Origin of the sequence: Nocardia sp. NPDC005998 (assembly GCF_040614395.1) — a bacterium.
Lineage (GTDB): Bacteria > Actinomycetota > Actinomycetes > Mycobacteriales > Mycobacteriaceae > Nocardia.
In genome coordinates, this window is record NZ_JBEXUI010000002.1 from 394,178 (window position 1) to 413,157 (window position 18,980).

General features: G+C 66.2%; 21 protein-coding genes. 18 read left to right on the forward strand and 3 right to left on the reverse strand.

The features are described from left to right. Positions 1-2: 2 nt before the first annotated feature. The 12 genes from ABZ293_RS05375 (at position 3) to ABZ293_RS05430 (ending at position 10,304) form a co-directional block, all read left to right on the forward strand. Positions 3-806, forward strand: coding sequence for a ribonuclease HII (locus ABZ293_RS05375; RefSeq protein WP_355177482.1), 804 nt, complete (start codon positions 3-5; stop codon positions 804-806). A 43-nt stretch (positions 807-849) separates the two neighbouring features. Further along, the gene (locus ABZ293_RS05380; protein WP_011210678.1) at positions 850-1,155 is read left to right on the forward strand and encodes a DUF2469 domain-containing protein; all 306 of its coding nucleotides are present in this window, start codon (positions 850-852) and stop codon (positions 1,153-1,155) included. Between the two features lie 185 nt (positions 1,156-1,340). Continuing rightward, a complete protein-coding gene (locus ABZ293_RS05385) occupies positions 1,341-1,697 on the forward strand; it encodes a YraN family protein (protein WP_354957029.1) in 357 nt (118 codons plus the stop codon). Beyond that, positions 1,697-3,205 carry a YifB family Mg chelatase-like AAA ATPase gene (locus ABZ293_RS05390; protein WP_355177484.1) on the forward strand — a complete coding sequence of 503 codons (1,509 nt, stop codon included), beginning with the start codon at positions 1,697-1,699 and terminating at the stop codon, positions 3,203-3,205. Before ABZ293_RS05385 ends, ABZ293_RS05390 begins: the two co-directional genes overlap by 1 nt. Before the next feature lie 90 nt (positions 3,206-3,295). Continuing rightward, the gene (locus ABZ293_RS05395; RefSeq protein ID WP_355177486.1) at positions 3,296-3,463 is read left to right on the forward strand and encodes a hypothetical protein; all 168 of its coding nucleotides are present in this window, start codon (positions 3,296-3,298) and stop codon (positions 3,461-3,463) included. Positions 3,464-3,704: 241 nt separating this feature from the next. After that, complete coding sequence (gene dprA, locus ABZ293_RS05400) at positions 3,705-4,823, forward strand: DNA-processing protein DprA (protein WP_355177488.1); 1,119 nt, start codon at positions 3,705-3,707, stop codon at positions 4,821-4,823. 233 nt (positions 4,824-5,056) lie between these two features. Next, on the forward strand, positions 5,057-5,977 hold the full coding sequence (locus tag ABZ293_RS05405; RefSeq protein ID WP_355177490.1) for a tyrosine recombinase XerC: 921 nt from the start codon (positions 5,057-5,059) through the stop codon (positions 5,975-5,977). 271 nt (positions 5,978-6,248) lie between these two features. Further along, positions 6,249-6,980 (forward strand): acetoacetate decarboxylase family protein, encoded by a 732-nt coding sequence (locus ABZ293_RS05410; RefSeq protein ID WP_355177492.1) that lies wholly within the window; start codon positions 6,249-6,251, stop codon positions 6,978-6,980. Between the two features lie 238 nt (positions 6,981-7,218). Then, entirely contained in the window at positions 7,219-7,584 is a 366-nt protein-coding gene (locus ABZ293_RS05415) for a DUF202 domain-containing protein (RefSeq protein ID WP_355177494.1), read from the forward strand. Then, positions 7,581-7,886, forward strand: a complete 306-nt coding sequence (locus ABZ293_RS05420) for a DUF202 domain-containing protein (protein WP_354957021.1) — start codon at positions 7,581-7,583, stop codon at positions 7,884-7,886. The genes ABZ293_RS05415 and ABZ293_RS05420 overlap by 4 nt, the downstream gene beginning before the upstream one ends. A gap of 62 nt (positions 7,887-7,948) precedes the next feature. Beyond that, positions 7,949-9,850 (forward strand): alkyl sulfatase dimerization domain-containing protein, encoded by a 1,902-nt coding sequence (locus ABZ293_RS05425; protein ID WP_355177496.1) that lies wholly within the window; start codon positions 7,949-7,951, stop codon positions 9,848-9,850. 88 nt (positions 9,851-9,938) lie between these two features. Further along, the gene (locus ABZ293_RS05430) at positions 9,939-10,304 is read left to right on the forward strand and encodes a hypothetical protein (protein WP_355177498.1); all 366 of its coding nucleotides are present in this window, start codon (positions 9,939-9,941) and stop codon (positions 10,302-10,304) included. A 73-nt stretch (positions 10,305-10,377) separates the two neighbouring features. Here ABZ293_RS05430 and ABZ293_RS05435 read toward each other — a convergent pair whose 3' ends face one another. After that, positions 10,378-10,896, reverse strand: coding sequence for a DUF1990 domain-containing protein (locus ABZ293_RS05435; protein ID WP_355177500.1), 519 nt, complete (start codon positions 10,894-10,896; stop codon positions 10,378-10,380). Between the two features lie 72 nt (positions 10,897-10,968). Further along, positions 10,969-11,514 (reverse strand): M23 family metallopeptidase, encoded by a 546-nt coding sequence (locus tag ABZ293_RS05440; RefSeq protein WP_355177502.1) that lies wholly within the window; start codon positions 11,512-11,514, stop codon positions 10,969-10,971. 839 nt (positions 11,515-12,353) lie between these two features. Here ABZ293_RS05440 and rpsB point away from each other — a divergent pair. The 5 genes from rpsB (at position 12,354) to ABZ293_RS05465 (ending at position 16,977) form a co-directional block, all read left to right on the forward strand. Then, positions 12,354-13,205: a 30S ribosomal protein S2 gene (gene rpsB / locus ABZ293_RS05445; protein ID WP_355177504.1), complete on the forward strand. Its 852-nt coding sequence runs from the start codon at positions 12,354-12,356 to the stop codon at positions 13,203-13,205. Positions 13,206-13,354: 149 nt separating this feature from the next. After that, on the forward strand, positions 13,355-14,179 hold the full coding sequence (gene tsf, locus ABZ293_RS05450) for a translation elongation factor Ts (protein WP_355177506.1): 825 nt from the start codon (positions 13,355-13,357) through the stop codon (positions 14,177-14,179). A 255-nt stretch (positions 14,180-14,434) separates the two neighbouring features. Continuing rightward, positions 14,435-15,163 (forward strand): UMP kinase, encoded by a 729-nt coding sequence (gene pyrH, locus ABZ293_RS05455; protein WP_354957013.1) that lies wholly within the window; start codon positions 14,435-14,437, stop codon positions 15,161-15,163. A 49-nt stretch (positions 15,164-15,212) separates the two neighbouring features. Next, the gene (gene frr / locus ABZ293_RS05460) at positions 15,213-15,770 is read left to right on the forward strand and encodes a ribosome recycling factor (protein ID WP_040693344.1); all 558 of its coding nucleotides are present in this window, start codon (positions 15,213-15,215) and stop codon (positions 15,768-15,770) included. A gap of 124 nt (positions 15,771-15,894) precedes the next feature. Then, the gene (locus ABZ293_RS05465) at positions 15,895-16,977 is read left to right on the forward strand and encodes a phosphatidate cytidylyltransferase (protein ID WP_355177508.1); all 1,083 of its coding nucleotides are present in this window, start codon (positions 15,895-15,897) and stop codon (positions 16,975-16,977) included. 148 nt (positions 16,978-17,125) lie between these two features. Here the strand turns inward: ABZ293_RS05465 and ABZ293_RS05470 are convergent, their stop codons facing one another. Further along, positions 17,126-17,491 carry a lipopolysaccharide assembly protein LapA domain-containing protein gene (locus ABZ293_RS05470; RefSeq protein WP_355177510.1) on the reverse strand — a complete coding sequence of 122 codons (366 nt, stop codon included), beginning with the start codon at positions 17,489-17,491 and terminating at the stop codon, positions 17,126-17,128. 192 nt (positions 17,492-17,683) lie between these two features. Between ABZ293_RS05470 and rlmN the strand changes: the two genes are divergently transcribed. After that, positions 17,684-18,793: a 23S rRNA (adenine(2503)-C(2))-methyltransferase RlmN gene (gene rlmN / locus ABZ293_RS05475; RefSeq protein ID WP_355177512.1), complete on the forward strand. Its 1,110-nt coding sequence runs from the start codon at positions 17,684-17,686 to the stop codon at positions 18,791-18,793. Positions 18,794-18,980: the final 187 nt, after the last annotated feature.

Sequence of the window (18,980 nt, forward strand, 5' to 3'; positions counted from 1 at the left end):
GAGTGGCACAGGCTAAGGGCGCGACTCCGGGCAACGGGTGGCCGCCGCGCGTTGTCATGCGCCGGGCAGGCGGATTGCGCACCCTGGAGGCGGCACTGATCCGCAGCGGACTAGGACCCGTCGCGGGCGTCGACGAGGCCGGGCGCGGCCCCTGTGCCGGACCGCTGGTGGTCGCCGCCTGTCTGCTCGCTCCCAAGGCCTACGACAAGCTGGCCGGACTCGACGATTCCAAGAAGCTCACCGAATCGGTGCGCGAGCAGCTGTACCCGGTCATCACCCGGCTGGCGCTGGCCTGGAAGGTCGTGGTCGTTCCGGCCTGGGAGATCGACTCGATCGGCATCCATGTCGCCAATATCGAAGGTATGCGCCGCGCGGTCGCCGGGCTCGGGCGGACGCCCGGATATGTGCTCACCGACGGATTCCGGGTGCCCGGTATTCCGGTGCCGTCGCTGCCGGTCATCGGTGGTGACGCGGCCGCGGCCTGCATCGCGGCGGCGAGCATTCTGGCCAAGGTGACCAGGGACCGAATAATGGTCGAACTCGACGAGCGCTTTCCCGGCTACGGTTTCGCCGCGCACAAGGGCTACAACACGCCCGAACATACCGCCGCGCTCGAACGGCTCGGACCGAGCAGTGAGCACCGCCGATCCTGGCGCAATGTGCGGGAGGCGGCGGGGCTGCGGCCGGTCGCCGCCGCCGAATACGCCGACGCGGTACTGGCCGATGAGGTTTTGGCCGGTGCGGTTCTGGTCGACGGCGCCGAACCGGATAGCCGAGTGGCTACCGACCCGGCGCATGCGAGATGATGTCAATACACGCAGTGCGGCGAGAAGGAGGACGTCCCACCCGATGAGTGCCGAGGACCTGGAGAAATACGAAACCGAGATGGAGCTCTCGCTGTATCGGGAGTACAAGGACATCGTCGGTCAGTTCTCGTACGTGGTGGAGACCGAGCGCCGCTTCTATCTGGCCAACTCCGTCGAATTGCGGCCGCAGAACGCCGACGGCGAGGTGTACTTCGAGGTGCGCATGAGCGATGCCTGGGTATGGGATATGTACCGTCCCGCGCGCTTCGTGAAGCATGTTCGGGTGATCACGTTCAAGGACGTGAATATCGAGGAGCTGGAGAAGCCGGATCTGCGGTTGCCGGAGTAGGGCGCCCACACTGCGGGGTGGTCGCATGGGCGCCGATCCGGCTCTATAGCACGGGGTACCGACAAATACGGCGCAGGTGAATACTGGGCGCTCGGGTTGTGCACAGCTCAGCGGTTATCCACAGGCTTTCTGTTCGCCCAGGTCGCTGGCGTCGACCGGAGGTGCGGTCCGGGCACGCTGAGCTGGTGGCAGATAACCGGGCGCTCGGCGCACAAGGGGAAGAGCTGGCGGCACGATTCCTGCAGGCCGCCGGGATGGAGATCATCGGCAGGAATTGGCGGTGTAAATACGGCGAGCTGGATCTGATCGCCAAGGACACCGAGGTCACCGCCTTCGTAGAGGTCAAAACCCGAACCGGGGCCAAGTTCGGCACGCCCGCCGAGGCGGTCACCTTCGATAAACAGCAGCGGATACGGCGGCTTGCGCTGGTGTGGCTGGCCGAACAGGACGGTCCGTGGCGCAATATCCGGTTCGATGTCGTTTCGGTGTTGCTGCACCGCGGCCACCGTCCGGTCATCGACCACCTGAAAGCCGTGTTCTGATGGCGCTGGGGGTGGCGTATTCGGTCGCGGTGACCGGGGTGGACGGTCAACTGGTCGAGATCGAAGCGGATATCGGACAGGGCTTGCCCTCGGTGCATCTGGTCGGACTGCCCGACACCGCGCTGCAGGAATCCCGGGATCGAGTGCGTTCGGCGGTGGCGAATACGGGGGAGAAGTGGCCCGACGGCAGGGTGATTCTGGCGCTGTCCCCGGCGACCTTGCCCAAGATCGGCAGCGTTTACGACCTGGCCCTTGCGGTCGCAGTACTCGACGCAGCGGGCGCGATTCCCTCCGATCGGCTCGGAAAGACTGTGCTGTTAGGGGAATTGGCGCTCGACGGCCGGGTGCGCCGCGTGCGCGGCATACTGCCCGCGGTGATCGCGGCGCGCAATGCGGGCTGGTCTCGGGTGATCGTGCCGGAATCCGCACTGGCCGAAGCCGGTCTGGTGGATGGTATCGAGGTCTTCGGCGCCGCCAGCCTGCGCACCGTTGTCGCGTGGCTGCGTGGCGAGGGCGCCCTCGTCGAACCCAATGGCATCCTGCCCGACACCGGTCGCTACGGCGGCGATCTGAGCGAGGTGGTCGGCCAGGACGAGGCGCGGTGGGCACTGGAGGTGGCCGCGGCGGGCGGTCATCACCTGCTGCTCACCGGACCGCCAGGAATCGGCAAAACCATGTTGGCGCAACGCCTTCCGGGCCTACTGCCGCCCCTCACCGAATCCGAAGCCCTCGAGGTGACGGCCATCCACTCGGTCGCCGGCGCGCTCTCCGACGACCACCCGTTGATCACCATGCCGCCCTTCGTCGCGCCCCATCATTCGACCTCGGCCAGCGCCATGGTCGGCGGCGGATCGGGGACGGCACGCCCGGGTGCGGTCAGCCGCGCCCACCGGGGCGTGCTGTTCCTCGACGAATGCGCGGAGATCGGCACCAAGGTCCTGGAAGCGATGCGAACTCCCTTGGAAGAGGGCGAAGTTCGCATCGCCCGCCGCGACGGAGTGGCGCGCTATCCGGCCCGATTCCAACTGGTGCTCGCCGCGAACCCCTGCCCCTGCGCCCCGGCCCGCGATGTCGACTGCATCTGCCCGCCGCTCGCCCGCCGCCGATACCTCGGCAAACTGTCCGGACCGCTGATGGACCGCATAGACCTCTGGGTCCAGATGCACGGCCAGTCGGGCGCATCGTTCGCCGCCGCGGAGGCCGAGAGCAGTGCGGTCGTGCGCGGCCGAGTAGCGGCGGCAAGGCAAGCCGCAGTACACCGTTGGAGGGATTTTGGCTGGGCTACGAACGCCGAAGTCCCAGGTCACATACTCCGCCAACGATTCCGACTGCCCTCCGAAGCAACCGCCCCGGTCGAGGCCGCTCTCCGCCTGGGCCGCCTCTCCGCCCGCGGCGCCGACCGCGCCATCCGCGTCGCGTGGACAATCTGTGACCTCCGCGGCGCGGACCTTCCTGGAGCCCAGGATGTACTGGCGGCGTTGAACTTTCGACAGCGGGGTGCACAGTGAGCGGGGGAGTGAGGTCGTCGGCAGATGGGGCTGTGTGCGACGGGGGCGATTCAGCGATGGTCGCCGTTCTCGTCGGATGCGAGTCTGTCCGTGTTCCTCAGGGCCCAAGACGTATTGGTCGCCGTGGACTTCCGGTGGTGGGGGACACCGAGCGTGGCGCGGGTAGCTGTGTGCACCGCATACGGCGGCATCGACCTCGCTGGTGCGCGGGATGTGCTGGCGGCGTCGAACTTCCGCGGCGGGGTGGGCGATGAATGAGGACCGGACAGCTGGGGCGTCGGCAGCAGGCGAGTATGCGGCGGATGACGGCATCCTCAGGGCGGATTGCGGTTGGGCGGGAGGTGCTGAGGGGGCGGATGTGGGATACGTATCAGAGGTGGCGGGGTGTGCCGGTGGGGTGGTGCGCGGCCGATCCCCTCGCTCGGGGTATGGGGTTGTGGACCTGGACGATCGGGGGTCGGCGAATACCGAGGTGGTTATTGGCGGGGATGAGCGACGGTTGGCGTGGGCATATTTGTCGCGCGTGGTGGCGGGGCCGTGTGCGGCGCTGTCGTTGTTGATCGAGTCGGTTGGGGTGGTGGAGGCGGCGCGGGCGGTGCGGGAGTGTGCGTTGCCGGAGTCGTTGTTGGGGCCTACTTCGAGGCGGCGAGAGATCGATTGTGCGGCAAGCGATCTCGAGATGATGGACCGGATCGGTGGACGTTTGGTTACTCCGGATGATCCGGAATGGCCTGCCTGGCGGATGTTGGGTCTCAGCCAACTCGAGCCGGGACGCGATCGGGACGGGGCCGTGCCGCTGGTGTTATGGGTGCGTGGGCCACGGTCGCTGCTGGAGTCGAGTGAGCGCGCCATCGCGGTGGTCGGGGCGCGGTGCAGTACCGGGTACGGTGATCGCGTCACCGGTGAGATCGTCGGTGATCTGGCCGCGCAAGGCTGGACGGTGGTGTCCGGTGCTGCCTTCGGTATCGACGGTATGGCGCATCGCGCCGCTCTGGCCGTTGGCGCCCCGACCATTGCCGTCCTCGCCTGCGGCGTCGACCGCGCCTATCCCGCCCAGCATGAGCGGCTCCTGGCCGAGATCGCCGAAACCGGTTTGGTGATCAGCGAATACCCGCCCGGCACGGTTGCCCACAAGAACCAATTCCTGGCCCGCAACAGGCTGATCGCGGCCCTGGCGGACGGCGTTCTCGTGGTGGAGGCGGGGCTGCGCAGCGGTGCACGAAACACTGTCAAATGGGCCCGCCGCCTCGGCCGCCCCGCCCTCGCCATCCCCGGTCCCGTCACCTCGGCATCCTCGGTGGGCTGCCACCGCATGATCCGCGAAGGTGAGGCTCTGCTGGTCACCCGCGCCGAGGAGGTCATCGATGAAGCAGGCCCACTGCGTCTTTCGCTACCGACTCAGCAGTTGTCCGGCCCAGGCGACCGTTTGCTCGGCGACGAAGCATCGGTCTTCGCGGTACTCCCGCAAATCGGCTCCCGCCAGCCAAGAGCCATCGCCGAAGACGCCGGTCTCGAACTGGCCACCGTCCGCGCCATTCTCCCTGCACTCGAACTGGCCGGACTCGTCGGAATGGACGAAAACGGCTGGTACCGAACCACGAAGAAGACGCAACAATGACTGTCCCATGCTCCTGAACCCGAAGAGCTCGAGCCCCGGGTCATGCCCGTGCGCTCAGCGGTGCCGGCCCCTCCCGCTACACCGTGAACGGTTCGCCCTTCGAGACTTTGCAGCGCTCGCACCTCGGATCGCCGCTGCTGGATCTGCTCGGGGGCGGGTGAAAAGTAGATGAATCCGCTGTCGGTGCGGCGTGCTGACTTGCCAATGGCGGGTGGGGTGGTGACGGTGGGGAGATGGAGTTGCCGGAGGATCTCGAGGCGTTGCTGATGGAGTATGGGCGGCATCTGCGGTTGGGGCGGAATCGGTCGGCGCATACGGCGCGGGCGTATGTGGGGGATGCGCGGTCGTTGCTGGCGCATTTGGTTGCGCGCTCGGCGGATTCGGCAGTGCGGGAGATGGATTTGGCGTTGTTGCGGTCATGGCTGGCCGCGCAGTCGGCCGGCGGCGCGGCGCGCACGACCATGGCGCGGCGGGCGTCCTCGGCAAGGACATTTACCGCGTGGTTGACCAGTACTGGGCGGCTCGCGATCGATCCCGGACTTCGGCTCGGTTCGCCGAAGGCGCATCGGGTGTTGCCTGCGGTGCTCGGCACCCAGCAGGCCGTGGCGGCCATGGATGCGGCGGAATCCGGTGCGGTGCAACGTGATCCAATGGCCTTACGGGATCGGCTGATCGTGGAGCTGTTGTACTCCACCGGAATCCGGGTCAGCGAATTGTGCGGACTCGATCTCGACGATATCGATCGAGAGCGGCGCCTGGTCCGCGTACTCGGCAAGGGCAACAAGGAGCGATCGGTGCCCTTCGGCGTTCCGGCCGATGCAGCGATCGTGAATTGGCTGCGGTACGGCCGCCCCACATTCGCCACCGCCGATTCGGGTCGCGCCCTGCTGCTGGGCCGTCGCGGCAAACGCCTCGATCAACGCCAGGCCAGAACGGTTGTCCACGAGGTCGTTTCGGCGATCCCGGGCGCACCCGATATGGGCCCGCACGGATTGCGGCATTCGGCGGCAACCCACCTGCTCGAGGGTGGCGCCGACCTACGCGTCGTGCAGGAACTGCTCGGCCACGCCAGCATGGCCACCACCCAGCTGTATACCCACGTCTCGATCGAGCGCCTGAAGAAAGTCCACGACCAGGCCCATCCTCGGGCCTGACCGGTCGGCTAAGGCCGTAGGCACTGGTGTGATTGCCTTCGATGCCGTCGCGGACCTTGTCGAGGCGCTGTCCATCAAGTAGGCCGCGACCATCGGCGAACATCGGGCCGGTCGAAATTCTGAAATGTGTTCGCGTGGCGGGAACTGATGAAGATGGGGTGAAATTATCGGTATTCTGAAACGGGTTCTAGTTTGGAGGATTCGTGTACGCCGCACGATTCGTTGACCGGCCCGCGGTCGGCTCACGCCGCGGCCCACGGCGGGAGGTTCGATGAGCACCCACACCGTGTTGGGCAAGGAAGTCCGGATGCCGGTGCGGATCCGGCTCGCGCACGCGTTCATGGCGACCTATGCGGTGTCCGCGACAGCCGCGCAGCGGGTGATCGACTATTCCGGGCTGGAGATTCTTCGGCTGCCCGGCGGGCGCGCCATATGCACGCTCGTCTTCGTCGACTACATCGACGGAGATCTGGGTCCGTACAACGAATTCGGCGTGTCGTTCATGGTCCGCCACCACACCTCCGGACCCGCCGCCGCACTCGGCGATCTCCGGGCCCTGTCCACGGGCGGAGCTGGTGTCTTCATCCATCGTCTCCCGGTCGATGGTGAATTCACCCTCGCCGCGGGCCGCGGGATCTGGGGATTTCCCAAGGAGATCGCGGATTTCGATGCACAGCACGAAGGCCGTGTGCGTCGTGGCGTCCTGCACCAGAACGGGCAACTGATCGTCGATCTCACCATCCGGCCCGGCCTGTCCGTCCCGGGGCGCCGTAACGGTGCCGCATCGTTCGACGCCTACTCCCATATCGACGGGATCACCCGATGCACACAGTGGCAGATGGAACCGTCCGCTATGCGTGCCCGGCCCGGCGGCGCCGAGTTGTCCCTCGGCGACCATGCCTGGGCCGATGAGCTGCGATCCGTCGGTTTACCCAAACGCGCGCTCATGGCGTCGGTCGTGGATCGACTCGCGATGACCTTCCAGGACGCCAACCCCCTCTGACGGTGGATCCGCCGCAAGTTCGCATCCGCGAGCTGCGAACTCAGTGGACGACCACATCGACGGCGGTAACCTGACGTAGCGGATCGTTTGCTTACGGCAGGAAACCGGCCAGCGATGGAGAGGTGTCCGTGAATCCCGACGAGCAGCACATTGCGGCCCTTGACCGGCAGCAACCGGTGCGCGCCAACGGGCCCCGCCCCTCCGAAGCCGAGGGGTCGATAGTCGAAACCGAGGTGACGTGACTCTCCCCAATCCCGCTGAGGAATCCGAAGAGGGCGAAGAGGAAATCGATTACCGGTTCACCCTCGCCAACGAGCGGACCTTCCTGGCCTGGATCCGCACGTCGCTCGGGCTGCTCGCCGGTGGTGTTGCGGTACATACGCTGGTGCAACCGTTCCGGATGGCGGGCCTGCGGCGGGCGCTCGCGATGAGCTGCATCGCGCTCGCGGTAATCGTCGCGGTTGGTGCGTACGGACATTGGCGGCGCGTCGGCGCGGCGATGCGCAATGGCGAGCCGCTGCCCAACACCGTCATGGTGCCGATCCTGTCGTTGGGCATCGCTATCGTGTCGGCGCTGGCCTGTATCGCGGTATTGCTGCGATGAGCGACGGTCTGGCCGCAGAGCGCACCGCGCTCTCTTGGCGGCGCACTGCCACCAGCGCGATGGCTGTCGCCGCGCTGCTGCTCAATCATGCGGTGACCAGCGGGTGGCGACCCGCTGCCGTCGCGACGATCGGTGCGGCTATCGCGATGGCGGCGCTTGCGGGATTGTGTTTTTCGCGTAATCGCACATTGCACGAAGGTCGCTTCGGTCACGGCCGCGGCGCGGTTGCCGCAACGACGGTGGCGGTGCTGGTCGTTGCTGTCATCGTGGCAGTGATCGCATCGACGGAAACACCGCCCTGAAGCACCGAGGCTCGATATATCAACGGCAGGCCCAGAAAGTTCAGCTGACAAGGAGGGTGGACATGACGACATCGACCGAGCCGAGCGAGTTGATCGTTGAGAGCCAGCGGCGTGCGGCCACGACGCTGCCGTTCGCGGACACCGCCGACCTGGCGGACGCGGACCGCGGGTTCATCGCCGCGCTCGAACCGGGCATTGTCACCGCTGCTGACGGAACGGTGGTGTGGGACAACGACTCCTACGACTTCCTGCGCGAGCCGTGCCCGGCGTCGGTGCACCCGAGTCTGTGGCGCCAGTCCGGCGTGGTGGTCAAACAGGGTCTGTACCAGGTCGTCGAAGGGATCTATCAGATACGCGGCCTCGATCTGTCGAATATGACGTTGGTCGAGGGCACTGCCGGTGTGATCGTCATCGATCCGCTGATCTGCGCGGAAACCGCCGCCGCCGGGCTGGCGCTCTATCGCGCACACCGCGGCGGCCGCCCCGTCACGGGACTCATCTACACCCACTCGCATGTGGACCACTTCGGCGGCGCGCTGGGCGTGACCAGTGCCGAAGACGTTGCGGCGGGCCGCTGTCCGGTGCTGGCTCCGGCCGGATTCCTGGAGCACGCAGTGGCCGAGAACGTCTACGCGGGCACCGCGATGGCGCGCCGCGCCGCCTATATGTACGGCGCGGCACTGCCACGCGGTCCGCTCGGTCAGGTCGGTGCGGGTCTGGGTCAGACCACCTCCTTGGGCACCGTGACGCTGATCGCGCCGACCGTCGATATCACCGCCACCGGTCAGCAGGAAACGGTGGACGGGGTGCGCATCGTCTTCCAGATCACCCCGGGCACCGAGGCTCCGGCCGAGATGAACTTCTACTTTCCGGACCACCGCGCGCTGTGCATGGCCGAAAACGCCACACACACCCTGCACAACCTGCTCACCTTGCGCGGCGCGCTGGTGCGTGATCCACATGTGTGGGCCGGGTACCTGACCGAGGCGATCAATCTGTACGCCCGTGATTCCGATGTGGTGTTCGCATCGCACCACTGGCCCACCTGGGGCACCGATCGACTGGTGGAATTCCTTTCCCTGCAACGAGATCTGTACGGCTACCTGCACGACCAGACGTTGCGGCTGCTGAATCAGGGCCATGTCGGCAGTGAGATCGCCGAGTTGATCGCGCTGCCCCCCGCCATCGAAAATGCTTGGCACACACACGGCTATTACGGATCGGTCAGTCACAATGTGAAGGCCATCTACCAGCGGTATATGGGCTGGTTCGATGGCAATCCGGCGCATCTGTGGGAGCATCCGCCGGTCGAATCCGCTAGGCGGCATGTGGAATTCATGGGTGGTGCCGACGAAGTGCTCCGCAAGGCGCAGGTGTCCTACGATGCCGGTGACTACCGATGGGTCGCCCAGGTGGTCAATTACGTCATCTTTGCCGATCCGGACAACCAGGCCGCGAAAACATTGCAGGCCAATACCTTCGAACAACTCGGCTACGGCGCGGAGAATGCCACCTGGCGCAACTTCTACCTCAGCGGTGCGTATGAACTGCGCAACGGCTCGTTCGGCACGCCGACGACGACGAATGCTCCCACCATGCTCGCCGCCCTGACCGTCGAGCAGATCTTCGACGCCATGGCATTGCGCGTCGACGGCCCCAAGGCGTGGGATATGCGGGTGGTGACCGACTGGCATATCACCGACGAAAACCGCATCCACCGCCTCGAACTGCGCAACGGTCGCCTGACGCATTACGACCGGCCCGACGGCGTTGCCCTTCCCGACCCCGACGCCTCGTTCACCCTGACCCGGCCGATACTGATCCGAGTCCTGCTGTCGGGTGCGGACTTTGGTGCACTGGTCTCCTCCGGCGCCATCACGCCCGGCGGCGACCCGACCAAACTCGCCGATATCGTCGGCGTCTTCGACCAGCCGGACCCGGACTTCGCCATCGTCACACCGTGAATGAATCGGCGTCGAACTCGCTGTGACCTCGCGTGTCGTCGGATAATCCCTCGACCCGCGAGGTCTCCGGCGCGTACGGTCGGCGACCATGTCCACCGAAGCCATCGACAAATCCGGCCCGCTGCGTGATCGCCTTCGCGCCGCCCTATCCGCTGCAATGAAGACCCGCGACCGCAGCGCCATCGCTGGTCTGCGCTCCGCGCTCGGTGCGATCGACAATGCCGAGGCCATCGACATCATGGACATCAGGGCCGGTGCCATCGAGACCAGCGCCGTAGGCCTCGGTGCGGCCGAAGTCCGCCGTCGCGACCTGACGGAGTCCGATATCGAAGAGATCGTTCGTGCCGAAATCACCGACCGCCACAAGACCGCCGACGAATACGACACCCTGGGGCGCTCCGATCACGGCGATGCACTTCGCGCCGAAGCAGCAGCACTGACCGCGCAGCTCTGAGCCACGGTCCAGCTGGCACCGTCACGGATTTGGTTGTTCAGCAGCCGAATCCGTATGCCCTGCCTGGTGCTGCCTAGCTCGAGGTCGGGAGGGTGTCGATGTACTTTCCGGCGATGATGTGCTGGATGGCTCGGACAACCGGTCCGCCGAGGCGGACATACCACGCGCCCGGGCGTGAGAATGCGGTCACCAAGCCGTAGACGCTGTCGTCGGTGGGGTCGTATTCGACGGCGAACAGCTCCTCGCCGATCTCCGGGTGGCCGGGCAGTGTGCCGTAGGCGAAGCCGCGGCGGTCGGGTTCGTCCAGGATGTACACCACCCGGCACGGTGCGGTGATCCCGAGCGGACCGACGCCGAGTCGGACCGTCAGCCGGGTCCCCGGCGCTGCGGTCGGGGTGTCGGCTTCCCGAAATATGCCGGTACCCTTCTGCATTCGGTACGCCAGCAGCTCCGCGCCCGCGCGCTCGAACAGTGCACGTCCGTGCCCGATTCGGCGGCGCAGTCGAAACCGGTGGTAGCCCGCCGGGAGCACACCCTTCGTCGCGCCGACCTCGGCATAGGTGAACGGCGGATCCCCGAGCGCATATCCCATGGGTCGATCCTCGTCCCGGAACCATTGCGATGGAAGAGCGCGGTCCGACACAGCCGCCTGCACTGTCGTCCACTAGGTGACCGGTTTCAAACGCAGCGGAGTCGGATGCAGTAGGCCGAGCGGATCGACATACTCGTGTCTGCTGTGCCTGCCCGCGTCCCGCCGTGCACCCCAGTGCAGGCACGCGGCCGCCCCGCAACCCTCGTGACCCGCCGCCAAGGTGCCGATTCGCATCCCGCGACCGACTCGCAGGCCCACCACAACCTCCGCTCGGACCGGCTCATATGTAGTCCGAAGCCCACCCGGATGGTCGATCGACACCGCCGATTTGCCCGCGACCGTCCCTGCGAACACCACGATCCCGTCTCCGGCCGCGAGCACTGCCTGCCCGGGTGTGCCCGCCAGATCGACCCCGCGATGTCCGGGCAGCCAGTCCCGCACCGGTTTGTCGAACTGTCGCTCGACCCTCGGCCGCGGCTGCAACGGCCAACTGAACTCTCCCAGCGGAGCAGCCGAAACCGCCTGCTCCGCAACGAATCCCAGTAAAGCGATGACCGCGACGACAATCGAAACCAGTCGCCGCCCGCGCGACCATCCGACCCTGCAGACGGTATTCATTCGAGATCAGCGAGGCAGCTGGAGCGGAGCTCGGTGGACCAGTTCCAACAGCCGCGACAGCAGATCATCGACCACCCATGGCAAGGAACTCGCCGATCCGGTGCCCTGCCCACGGACGATATCGGTCGGGAGCGGAGCCGTACCTGCCCCAAAAACCGGCATCGGCGCACTGTCCACCCGCAGCGCGTTCGGCCTGACATTCACGACAAGCGGCCCCAACTGGAGCGGCACCGGCGCCAGCCCACCACCCGTATGCGGCGCGGAACAGGCCGAACCCGTGCACTCCCCGAACACGACTTCCGATGCGTAAGGCCGAATACCGCCAGGCGGAGCGATTGCCCCGGATCCCCACGGCACGGCCACAGCAGCCGCGCCATCCGGCTGCGCGGCTGAAACCGGCTGTGCCACAAACAGCGACAACAGGAACAGCGGCGGGAGAATCATGGTTATCGAGATAGCTATGCGATTCATGCCTCCCAGCGTCGGCCGGGCACGGCACCCGCAGTAGCCCCGATCCGGCGAGTGTGGACAACTTTCCCGTTTGTGAACATCGCCCGTTTACGTCGATGACAGGGCGATTTAGGAACTGACCCGCTGAGACCGTAGACTGGTCGAGCGGTCTGTGCCTGCACGGATCGACTTCGCGCGCCACCCCGTGCTTGTTCGCTGCGGCGCTGTTCGAACGGAGCTCGACTTCGTAATCGGCAGTGCGCATGCGGAGCAGGGAATCATCGGCTGGTCCTGATCCTCGTGATCGGGTCCGATGGTTCGGAGGCGCCAGGGCGGTGGATCACCGATTCACCGCGTCAACCGGCAAACGAAAGAGAGATACGAGAGCCATGGCTGTCGTAACCATGAAGCAGCTGCTCGACAGCGGCGCACACTTCGGACACCAGACCCGGCGCTGGAACCCGAAGATGAAGCGGTTCATCTTCACCGACCGCAACGGCATCTACATCATCGACCTGCAGCAGACGCTGACCTACATCGACAAGGCCTACGAGTTCGTCAAGGAGACCGTCGCCCACGGTGGCACCGTCCTCTTCGTCGGCACCAAGAAGCAGGCCCAGGAGTCGATCGCGGCCGAGGCGACTCGCGTCGGAATGCCCTACGTCAACCAGCGCTGGCTGGGTGGCATGCTCACCAACTTCTCCACCGTGCACAAGCGTCTGCAGCGCCTCAAGGAGCTCGAGGCGATGGAGCAGACCGGTGGCTTCGAGGGTCGCACCAAGAAGGAAATCCTCATGCTCACGCGTGAGATGAACAAGCTCGAGCGCACCCTCGGCGGTATCCGCGATATGGCCAAGGTGCCCTCGGCCATCTGGGTCGTCGACACCAACAAGGAGCACATCGCCGTCGGCGAGGCGCGCAAGCTGAACATTCCGGTCATCGCGATCCTGGACACCAACTGCGATCCCGACCTGGTCGACTACCCGATCCCGGGTAACGACGACGCGATCCGTTCCGCCGCACTGCTGACCAAGGTCGTCGCCTCCGCGGTGGCCGAGGGCGTGCAGGCGCGGGCCGGTATTTCCGCCGGTGACGAGAAGCCGGAAGCCGGTGCGGGCGAGCCGCTCGCCGAGTGGGAGCAGGAGCTGCTCGCGCAGGCCGCCCCCGCCGCGGCCGAGACCGAGGCGGCCGACGCCACCCCGGCCGACGCCGAGGCTCCCGCCACCCCGGCCGACGCCTGATCGTCGCAGTGTCCGATGGCGGTGGGCTGCCTGGTCACCCAGGCTCCTACCGCCGCGGAGCGTTTGTTCACCTTGCCGACCTCTCCTGCTAGGAGCGGTCGGCAAGGTGGTGTTACCACCCGAGACAACACACAGGAGGATCGCCACCCATGGCGACTTACACCGCCGCGGATGTGAAGCGGCTGCGGGAGCTCACCGGCTCCGGGATGATGGACTGCAAGAACGCGCTGGTCGAGACCGACGGTGATTTCGACAAGGCCGTCGAGGTGCTGCGCATCAAGGGCGCCAAGGACGTCGGCAAGCGCGCCGAGCGCGCGACCGCCGAGGGCCTGGTCGTCGCCAAGGACGGCGTGCTGATCGAGATCAACTCCGAGACCGACTTCGTCGCCAAGAACGACGAGTTCCAGGGCCTCGCCGACAAGATCGTGACCGCCGCCGCGGCCGCCAAGCCCGCCGACCTGGACACGCTGAAGGCGCTGAAGCTCGACGGCCAGACCGTCGACGAGGCGCTGCAGGCGCTGGCCGCCAAGATCGGCGAGAAGCTCGAGTTGCGGCGCGTCGCCGCCTTCGACGGCCCGGTCGCCATCTACCTGCACAAGCGTGCCACCGACCTGCCGCCCGCCGTCGGTGTGCTGGTCGAGTACCAGGGCGAGGGTGACGCCGCCGCCGAGGCCGCGCGTGCCGTCGGCATGCAGGTCGCCGCGCTCAAGGCCAAGTACCTGACCCGCGACGAGGTCCCGGCCGATGTGGTGGAGAACGAGCGCCGCATCGCCGAGCAGACCGCCAAGGAAGAGGGCAAGCCCGAGGCCGCGCTGCCCAAGATCACCGAGGGGCGCGTCAACGGCTTCTTCAAGGACGTCGTCCTGCTGGAGCAGGCGTCGGTCACCGACTCGAAGAAGACCGTCAAGGCCCTGCTGGACGAGGCCGGTGTCACCGTGACCCGCTTCGCCCGCTTCGAGGTCGGCCAGGCCTGATAACGTCCGCGAACCCCTCGTACCCGAATACGGTGTACGAGGGGTTTCGGCTGTCCGGACGCTGCGCGTTCATCCGCAATTCCCGAGCCTGACCGGGCGAGTTCGTTGCGTCCGAGGGGGGTCTTCTACCCACTCCGAAACCGAATAGGGCAGGATAAGGGCGCTCTGTAAGTGAGGGTCTTGGTATCCGAGAGCCTCCGCGCTGCCATCCGGCCCTGCCGAGACCGAATCCACCGCAGAAGGAGACGAACACCCATGACGAACCTCGGGACCGAACGCCCAGGATATCGCCGGGTGCTCCTCAAACTCGGCGGAGAGATGTTCGGCGGTGGCAAGGTCGGGCTCGATCCCGATGTAGTGCAGACGGTCGCCGAGCAGATCGCCGAGGTGGTCTCCAGCGGAGTGCAGGTGGCCGTGGTGATCGGTGGTGGCAACTTCTTCCGCGGCGCAGAACTCGAGGAGCGCGGTATGGAACGCGCCCGCTCGGACTACATGGGCATGCTCGGCACCGTGATGAACAGCCTTGCGCTGCAAGACTTTCTGCAACAGCAGGGCATCGACACCCGGGTACAGACCGCGATCACCATGGGGCAGGTGGCCGAGCCGTATCTGCCGCTGCGCGCCAAGCGGCATCTGGAGAAGGGCCGTGTGGTCATCTTCGGTGCGGGCATGGGCATGCCCTACTTCTCCACCGACACCACCGCCGCCCAGCGCGCGCTGGAGATCGGTGCCGATGTGGTGCTGATGGCCAAGGCGGTCGACGGGGTGTTCACCGCGGATCCCCGGGTCGACGCGAGCGCCACCATGTACACCGAAATCACGCATAAAGAGGTCATCGAGCGTGACTTGAAGGTCGCCGACGCGACGGCCTTCAGCCTGTGTATGGACAACCAGATGCCGATCCTGGTGTTCAATTTGTTGACGAAGGGCAATATCGCCCGTGCGGTCGCCGGTGAGAAGATCGGCACATTGGTTCGGTCCTGACCCCGCGCCCGCGGATCATGACGATGACGACGCTGTGGAGGAAACGGTCGTGATTGAAGAAGCGCTCTTCGACGCCGAGGAGAAGATGGAGAAGGCCGTCTCGGTAGCGAAGGACGATCTGGGGTCCATCCGTACTGGTCGCGCGAATCCGGGAATGTTCCAACGGATCGTCATCGACTACTACGGTTCGCCGACCCCGATCACCCAGGTGTCGAGCATTACCGTGCCGGAACCGCGGATGGTGGTGATCAAGCCGTATGAGCAATCGACCCTCGGCGCGATCGAAACCGCGATCCGCAATTCCGATCTCGGTGTCAATCCCACCAACAACGGTGACATCATTCGGATCTCCGTCCCGCAGCTCACCGAGGAGCGGCGCCGCGAACTGGCGAAGCAGGCCAAGGGCAAGGGCGAGGATGCCAAGGTCTCGATTCGCAATGTCCGCCGCAAGGCCATGGACGAACTGTCGCGGATCCAGAAGGATGGCGAGGCGGGTGAGGACGAGGTCGGGCGCGCCGAAAAGGAGCTCGACAAGACCACCGCCAAATATGTCGGCCAGGTCGATGAACTGGTCAAGCACAAGGAAGCCGAACTGCTCGAGGTCTGAGGCCAGACCGCGGCATGAGCGGCGGGCCCGGAGGCGGTAGCTTGCGTAACCACGAAGGGCACCGCGAATGCCGCCGATCAGACACCGAGGGCCCGCCCGGGCGGGGGACGAACGGAACGACGAGTTGAGCGACGGGACAATCGTGGCCGAGAACGCCGCCGAGACCGGTGCGGCCGAGGAGCCGAGACCGGTCAACGGCACAGCTGATGCGATGGACGGGCACGCGGTCGATGCCGCGATTCCGGACGCCGCACATTCTGAACCGGCGTTCGGTGCACCCGCGACCTCCGGGTATGTGCGTGCGGAATCCGCGACGCCCGAATCATCGATCGATGAATCGGTGAGCGCCGGGACCCCGCACGAGAACCCCGCGGAACCTTCGCCCCCCGCCTCGCGTGCCGGTCGCAATCTGCCCGCCGCGCTGGCCGTCGGCTTCGGCCTCGGTTTGTCGCTCATCGCAATTCTGCTGTTCGTGCCGAAGGTGTTCATCGGGGTGGCGGCCACCGGGGTCGGCGTGGCCACCTGGGAGGTCGCCAAGCGGCTGCGGGAGGCGGATGTCCTGGTACCGCGGATTCCGCTCATCGTGGGCGGACAGGCGGTGTTCTGGCTCGGCTGGCCCTGGGGCGCCAGCGGCGTGGCGGGCGCATTCGCGGCGACCACGCTGATCTGCATGGTGTGGCGGCTGTTCGATCACGGACTGCAGACCGCGCCGCGAAATTTCCTGCGCGACACCGCGATCGCCATCTTCACACTGGCCTGGATTCCGCTGCTGGCATCGTTCGCGACCCTGCTGCTACTGGAACCCGACGGCAATCTGCGGGTGCTGACCTTCATGATTCTGGTGGTCTGCTCCGATGTCGGCGGTTATGTCGCCGGTGTGCTGTTCGGGCGCCATCCGATGGTGCCCGCGATCAGCCCGAAGAAGTCCTGGGAGGGTTTCTGCGGTTCGCTGGTGTTCAGCGTTATCGGCGGTCTGCTGACGGTCACCCTGCTGCTCGACGCGAACTCGATGATCGGCGTGGTGCTCGGCGTCGGTCTGGTGCTGGTGGCGACGGTCGGCGATCTGATCGAATCGCAGGTCAAGCGGGAATTGGGCATCAAGGACATGGGCACATTGCTGCCCGGACACGGCGGCATTATGGACCGTCTCGATTCGATGCTGCCCTCGGCATTCGTGTCCTGGTTGGTGCTGTCCACGTTGATGTGAGTGAACCGATTCGGCCCATCACTCGGCTTGGACAATTGCCGGTTGTGTGGACATCGCAGACATTGCTTTCCGCATCATTGGTCGGTCGGTACGTTCCGGGGAGCTGTGCGCAGCCGCCCTGGAGGTGCTCGATGATTGCGGCGCGGTACTAGCGCTTCGCGGCGCGGCGGAGTTGGAAGATGCGCATGCCGCCCACCAGCGCCATGACGAGTGCGCCCGCGATCACCGACAGCAGGACCATGATTCCGACCGGCAGGGAGAAGTCCCAGAAGAACAGATCCACGCGCTGTTCCTCCAGGTTCTGCAGGATGAAGATCAGCACCACGATCCCGATCAGCGCCGCGACGATCAGACCGATCCAGGTTTGGCCGGTCCGGGTCTTCGCCACCGTCTTGCGGCCGGTCGGCTCGACGCTCTTGCGCTCGGTCGGCTCGATGGTCTCGTGGCCGGTCGGCGACGAGGGTGCGATATCGCCGGTGTGCTCCGGCTCCGGCGACTCGGCGTGGCTGGTCATAGTCCGATCATTGCCGATCGCTATGGTCGGTGCACGCATTTCATTGGCGGTGATCGGCATATCGTGACAGCGGGTCATGGCCGCTCGCGAGTGCCGATGCCGCTCGATCGAACGTGACCTTCGTCGCGTCCGGCGTCGTGATGCTCACCTTCGGTCGGAAGCCGACGTGCGGGATGGGACACTGGAGAGACTATGACCGTCTCCCTGCCCCTCGTCTTCGATGCTCCACGCCGTGGTATGCCACCGCGGCATCTCGCCGACCTCGATGCCGACGGGCGCAAGGCCGTGGTCGAGGAGCTCGGTCTGCCGAAGTTCCGCGCCGACCAGATCGCGCGCCAGTACTACGGACGCCTACAGGCCGATCCGGAGCAGATGACCGACCTGCCCGCAACAGTGCGCGACAAGATCGGCGAGGCGCTGTTCCCGCCGCTGATGTCGGCGGTCAAACACGTCGCCTGTGACGGCGGCGAGACGCGAAAGACCCTGTGGCGCGCGGGCGACGGCACCCTGCTGGAGAGCGTGCTGATGCGCTATCCGGACCGCGCCACGCTCTGCATTTCCAGCCAGGCGGGCTGCGGTATGGCCTGTCCGTTCTGTGCCACCGGTCAGGGCGGCCTCAACCGCAACCTGTCCACCGCCGAGATCGTCGACCAGGTCCGCGCCGCGGCCGCCGCCATGCGTGACGGCGAGGTCGCTGGTGGCCCCGGCCGCCTGTCCAACATCGTTTTCATGGGTATGGGCGAGCCGCTGGCCAACTACAAGCGGGTGGTCGCCGCCGTCCGGCGCATCACCTCGCCCGCGCCCGACGGTTTCGGCATCTCCCAGCGCAATGTGGTCGTCTCGACGGTCGGCTTGGCCCCGGCCATCCGCAAACTGGCCGATGAAGACCTCTCGGTCACCCTGGCGGTGTCGCTGCATACGCCCGACGACGAATTGCGCGACACCCTGGTACCGGTGAACAACCGCTGGCCGGTCGCCGAGGTGCTCGACGCGGCCCGCTACTACGCCGATAAGACCGGCCGCCGGGTCTCGATCGAGTACGCCCTGATCCGCGATATCAACGATCAGCCATGGCGCGCGGACATGCTCGGCCAGAAACTGCACAAGGCCCTCGGCTCGCGCGTACACGTCAACGTGATCCCGCTGAACCCGACCCCGGGCAGCAAATGGGATGCCAGCCCGAAACCCGTTGAGGCCGAATTCGTTCGACGCGTCAACGCCCAAGGCGTCCCGTGCACCGTGCGCGACACCCGCGGTCAGGAGATCGCCGCGGCCTGCGGGCAGCTGGCCGCCGAAGGCTAGGCGCGACAGCAACTTGGATGAGGACCCGAGTTCGACCGAAGTGCATCATGTCGCGAGCGCGCGGGCCGGTCGTAAGGTCGCGGACGGATCGGTCGGTTGCGGTGGCGAAATTGTGTTGTTCGGCAATGCGGGCCGAGTTGCGGGCGTCGGTGGGGTGCATTCGGATTTTCCCGCGTAGGTAGAGCTT

Coding starts and splice junctions, on each gene's coding strand:
- ABZ293_RS05380 (WP_011210678.1), top strand. CDS start 850: ATGAGTGCCGAGGACCTGGAGAAATACGAAACCGAGATGGAGCTCTCG.
- ABZ293_RS05390 (WP_355177484.1), top strand. CDS start 1,697: ATGGCGCTGGGGGTGGCGTATTCGGTCGCGGTGACCGGGGTGGACGGT.
- ABZ293_RS05405 (WP_355177490.1), top strand. CDS start 5,057: ATGGAGTTGCCGGAGGATCTCGAGGCGTTGCTGATGGAGTATGGGCGG.
- ABZ293_RS05410 (WP_355177492.1), top strand. CDS start 6,249: ATGAGCACCCACACCGTGTTGGGCAAGGAAGTCCGGATGCCGGTGCGG.
- ABZ293_RS05420 (WP_354957021.1), top strand. CDS start 7,581: ATGAGCGACGGTCTGGCCGCAGAGCGCACCGCGCTCTCTTGGCGGCGC.
- ABZ293_RS05425 (WP_355177496.1), top strand. CDS start 7,949: ATGACGACATCGACCGAGCCGAGCGAGTTGATCGTTGAGAGCCAGCGG.
- ABZ293_RS05430 (WP_355177498.1), top strand. CDS start 9,939: ATGTCCACCGAAGCCATCGACAAATCCGGCCCGCTGCGTGATCGCCTT.
- ABZ293_RS05435 (WP_355177500.1), bottom strand. CDS start 10,896: ATGGGATATGCGCTCGGGGATCCGCCGTTCACCTATGCCGAGGTCGGC.
- ABZ293_RS05440 (WP_355177502.1), bottom strand. CDS start 11,514: ATGAATACCGTCTGCAGGGTCGGATGGTCGCGCGGGCGGCGACTGGTT.
- rpsB (WP_355177504.1), top strand. CDS start 12,354: ATGGCTGTCGTAACCATGAAGCAGCTGCTCGACAGCGGCGCACACTTC.
- tsf (WP_355177506.1), top strand. CDS start 13,355: ATGGCGACTTACACCGCCGCGGATGTGAAGCGGCTGCGGGAGCTCACC.
- pyrH (WP_354957013.1), top strand. CDS start 14,435: ATGACGAACCTCGGGACCGAACGCCCAGGATATCGCCGGGTGCTCCTC.
- ABZ293_RS05470 (WP_355177510.1), bottom strand. CDS start 17,491: ATGACCAGCCACGCCGAGTCGCCGGAGCCGGAGCACACCGGCGATATC.
- rlmN (WP_355177512.1), top strand. CDS start 17,684: ATGACCGTCTCCCTGCCCCTCGTCTTCGATGCTCCACGCCGTGGTATG.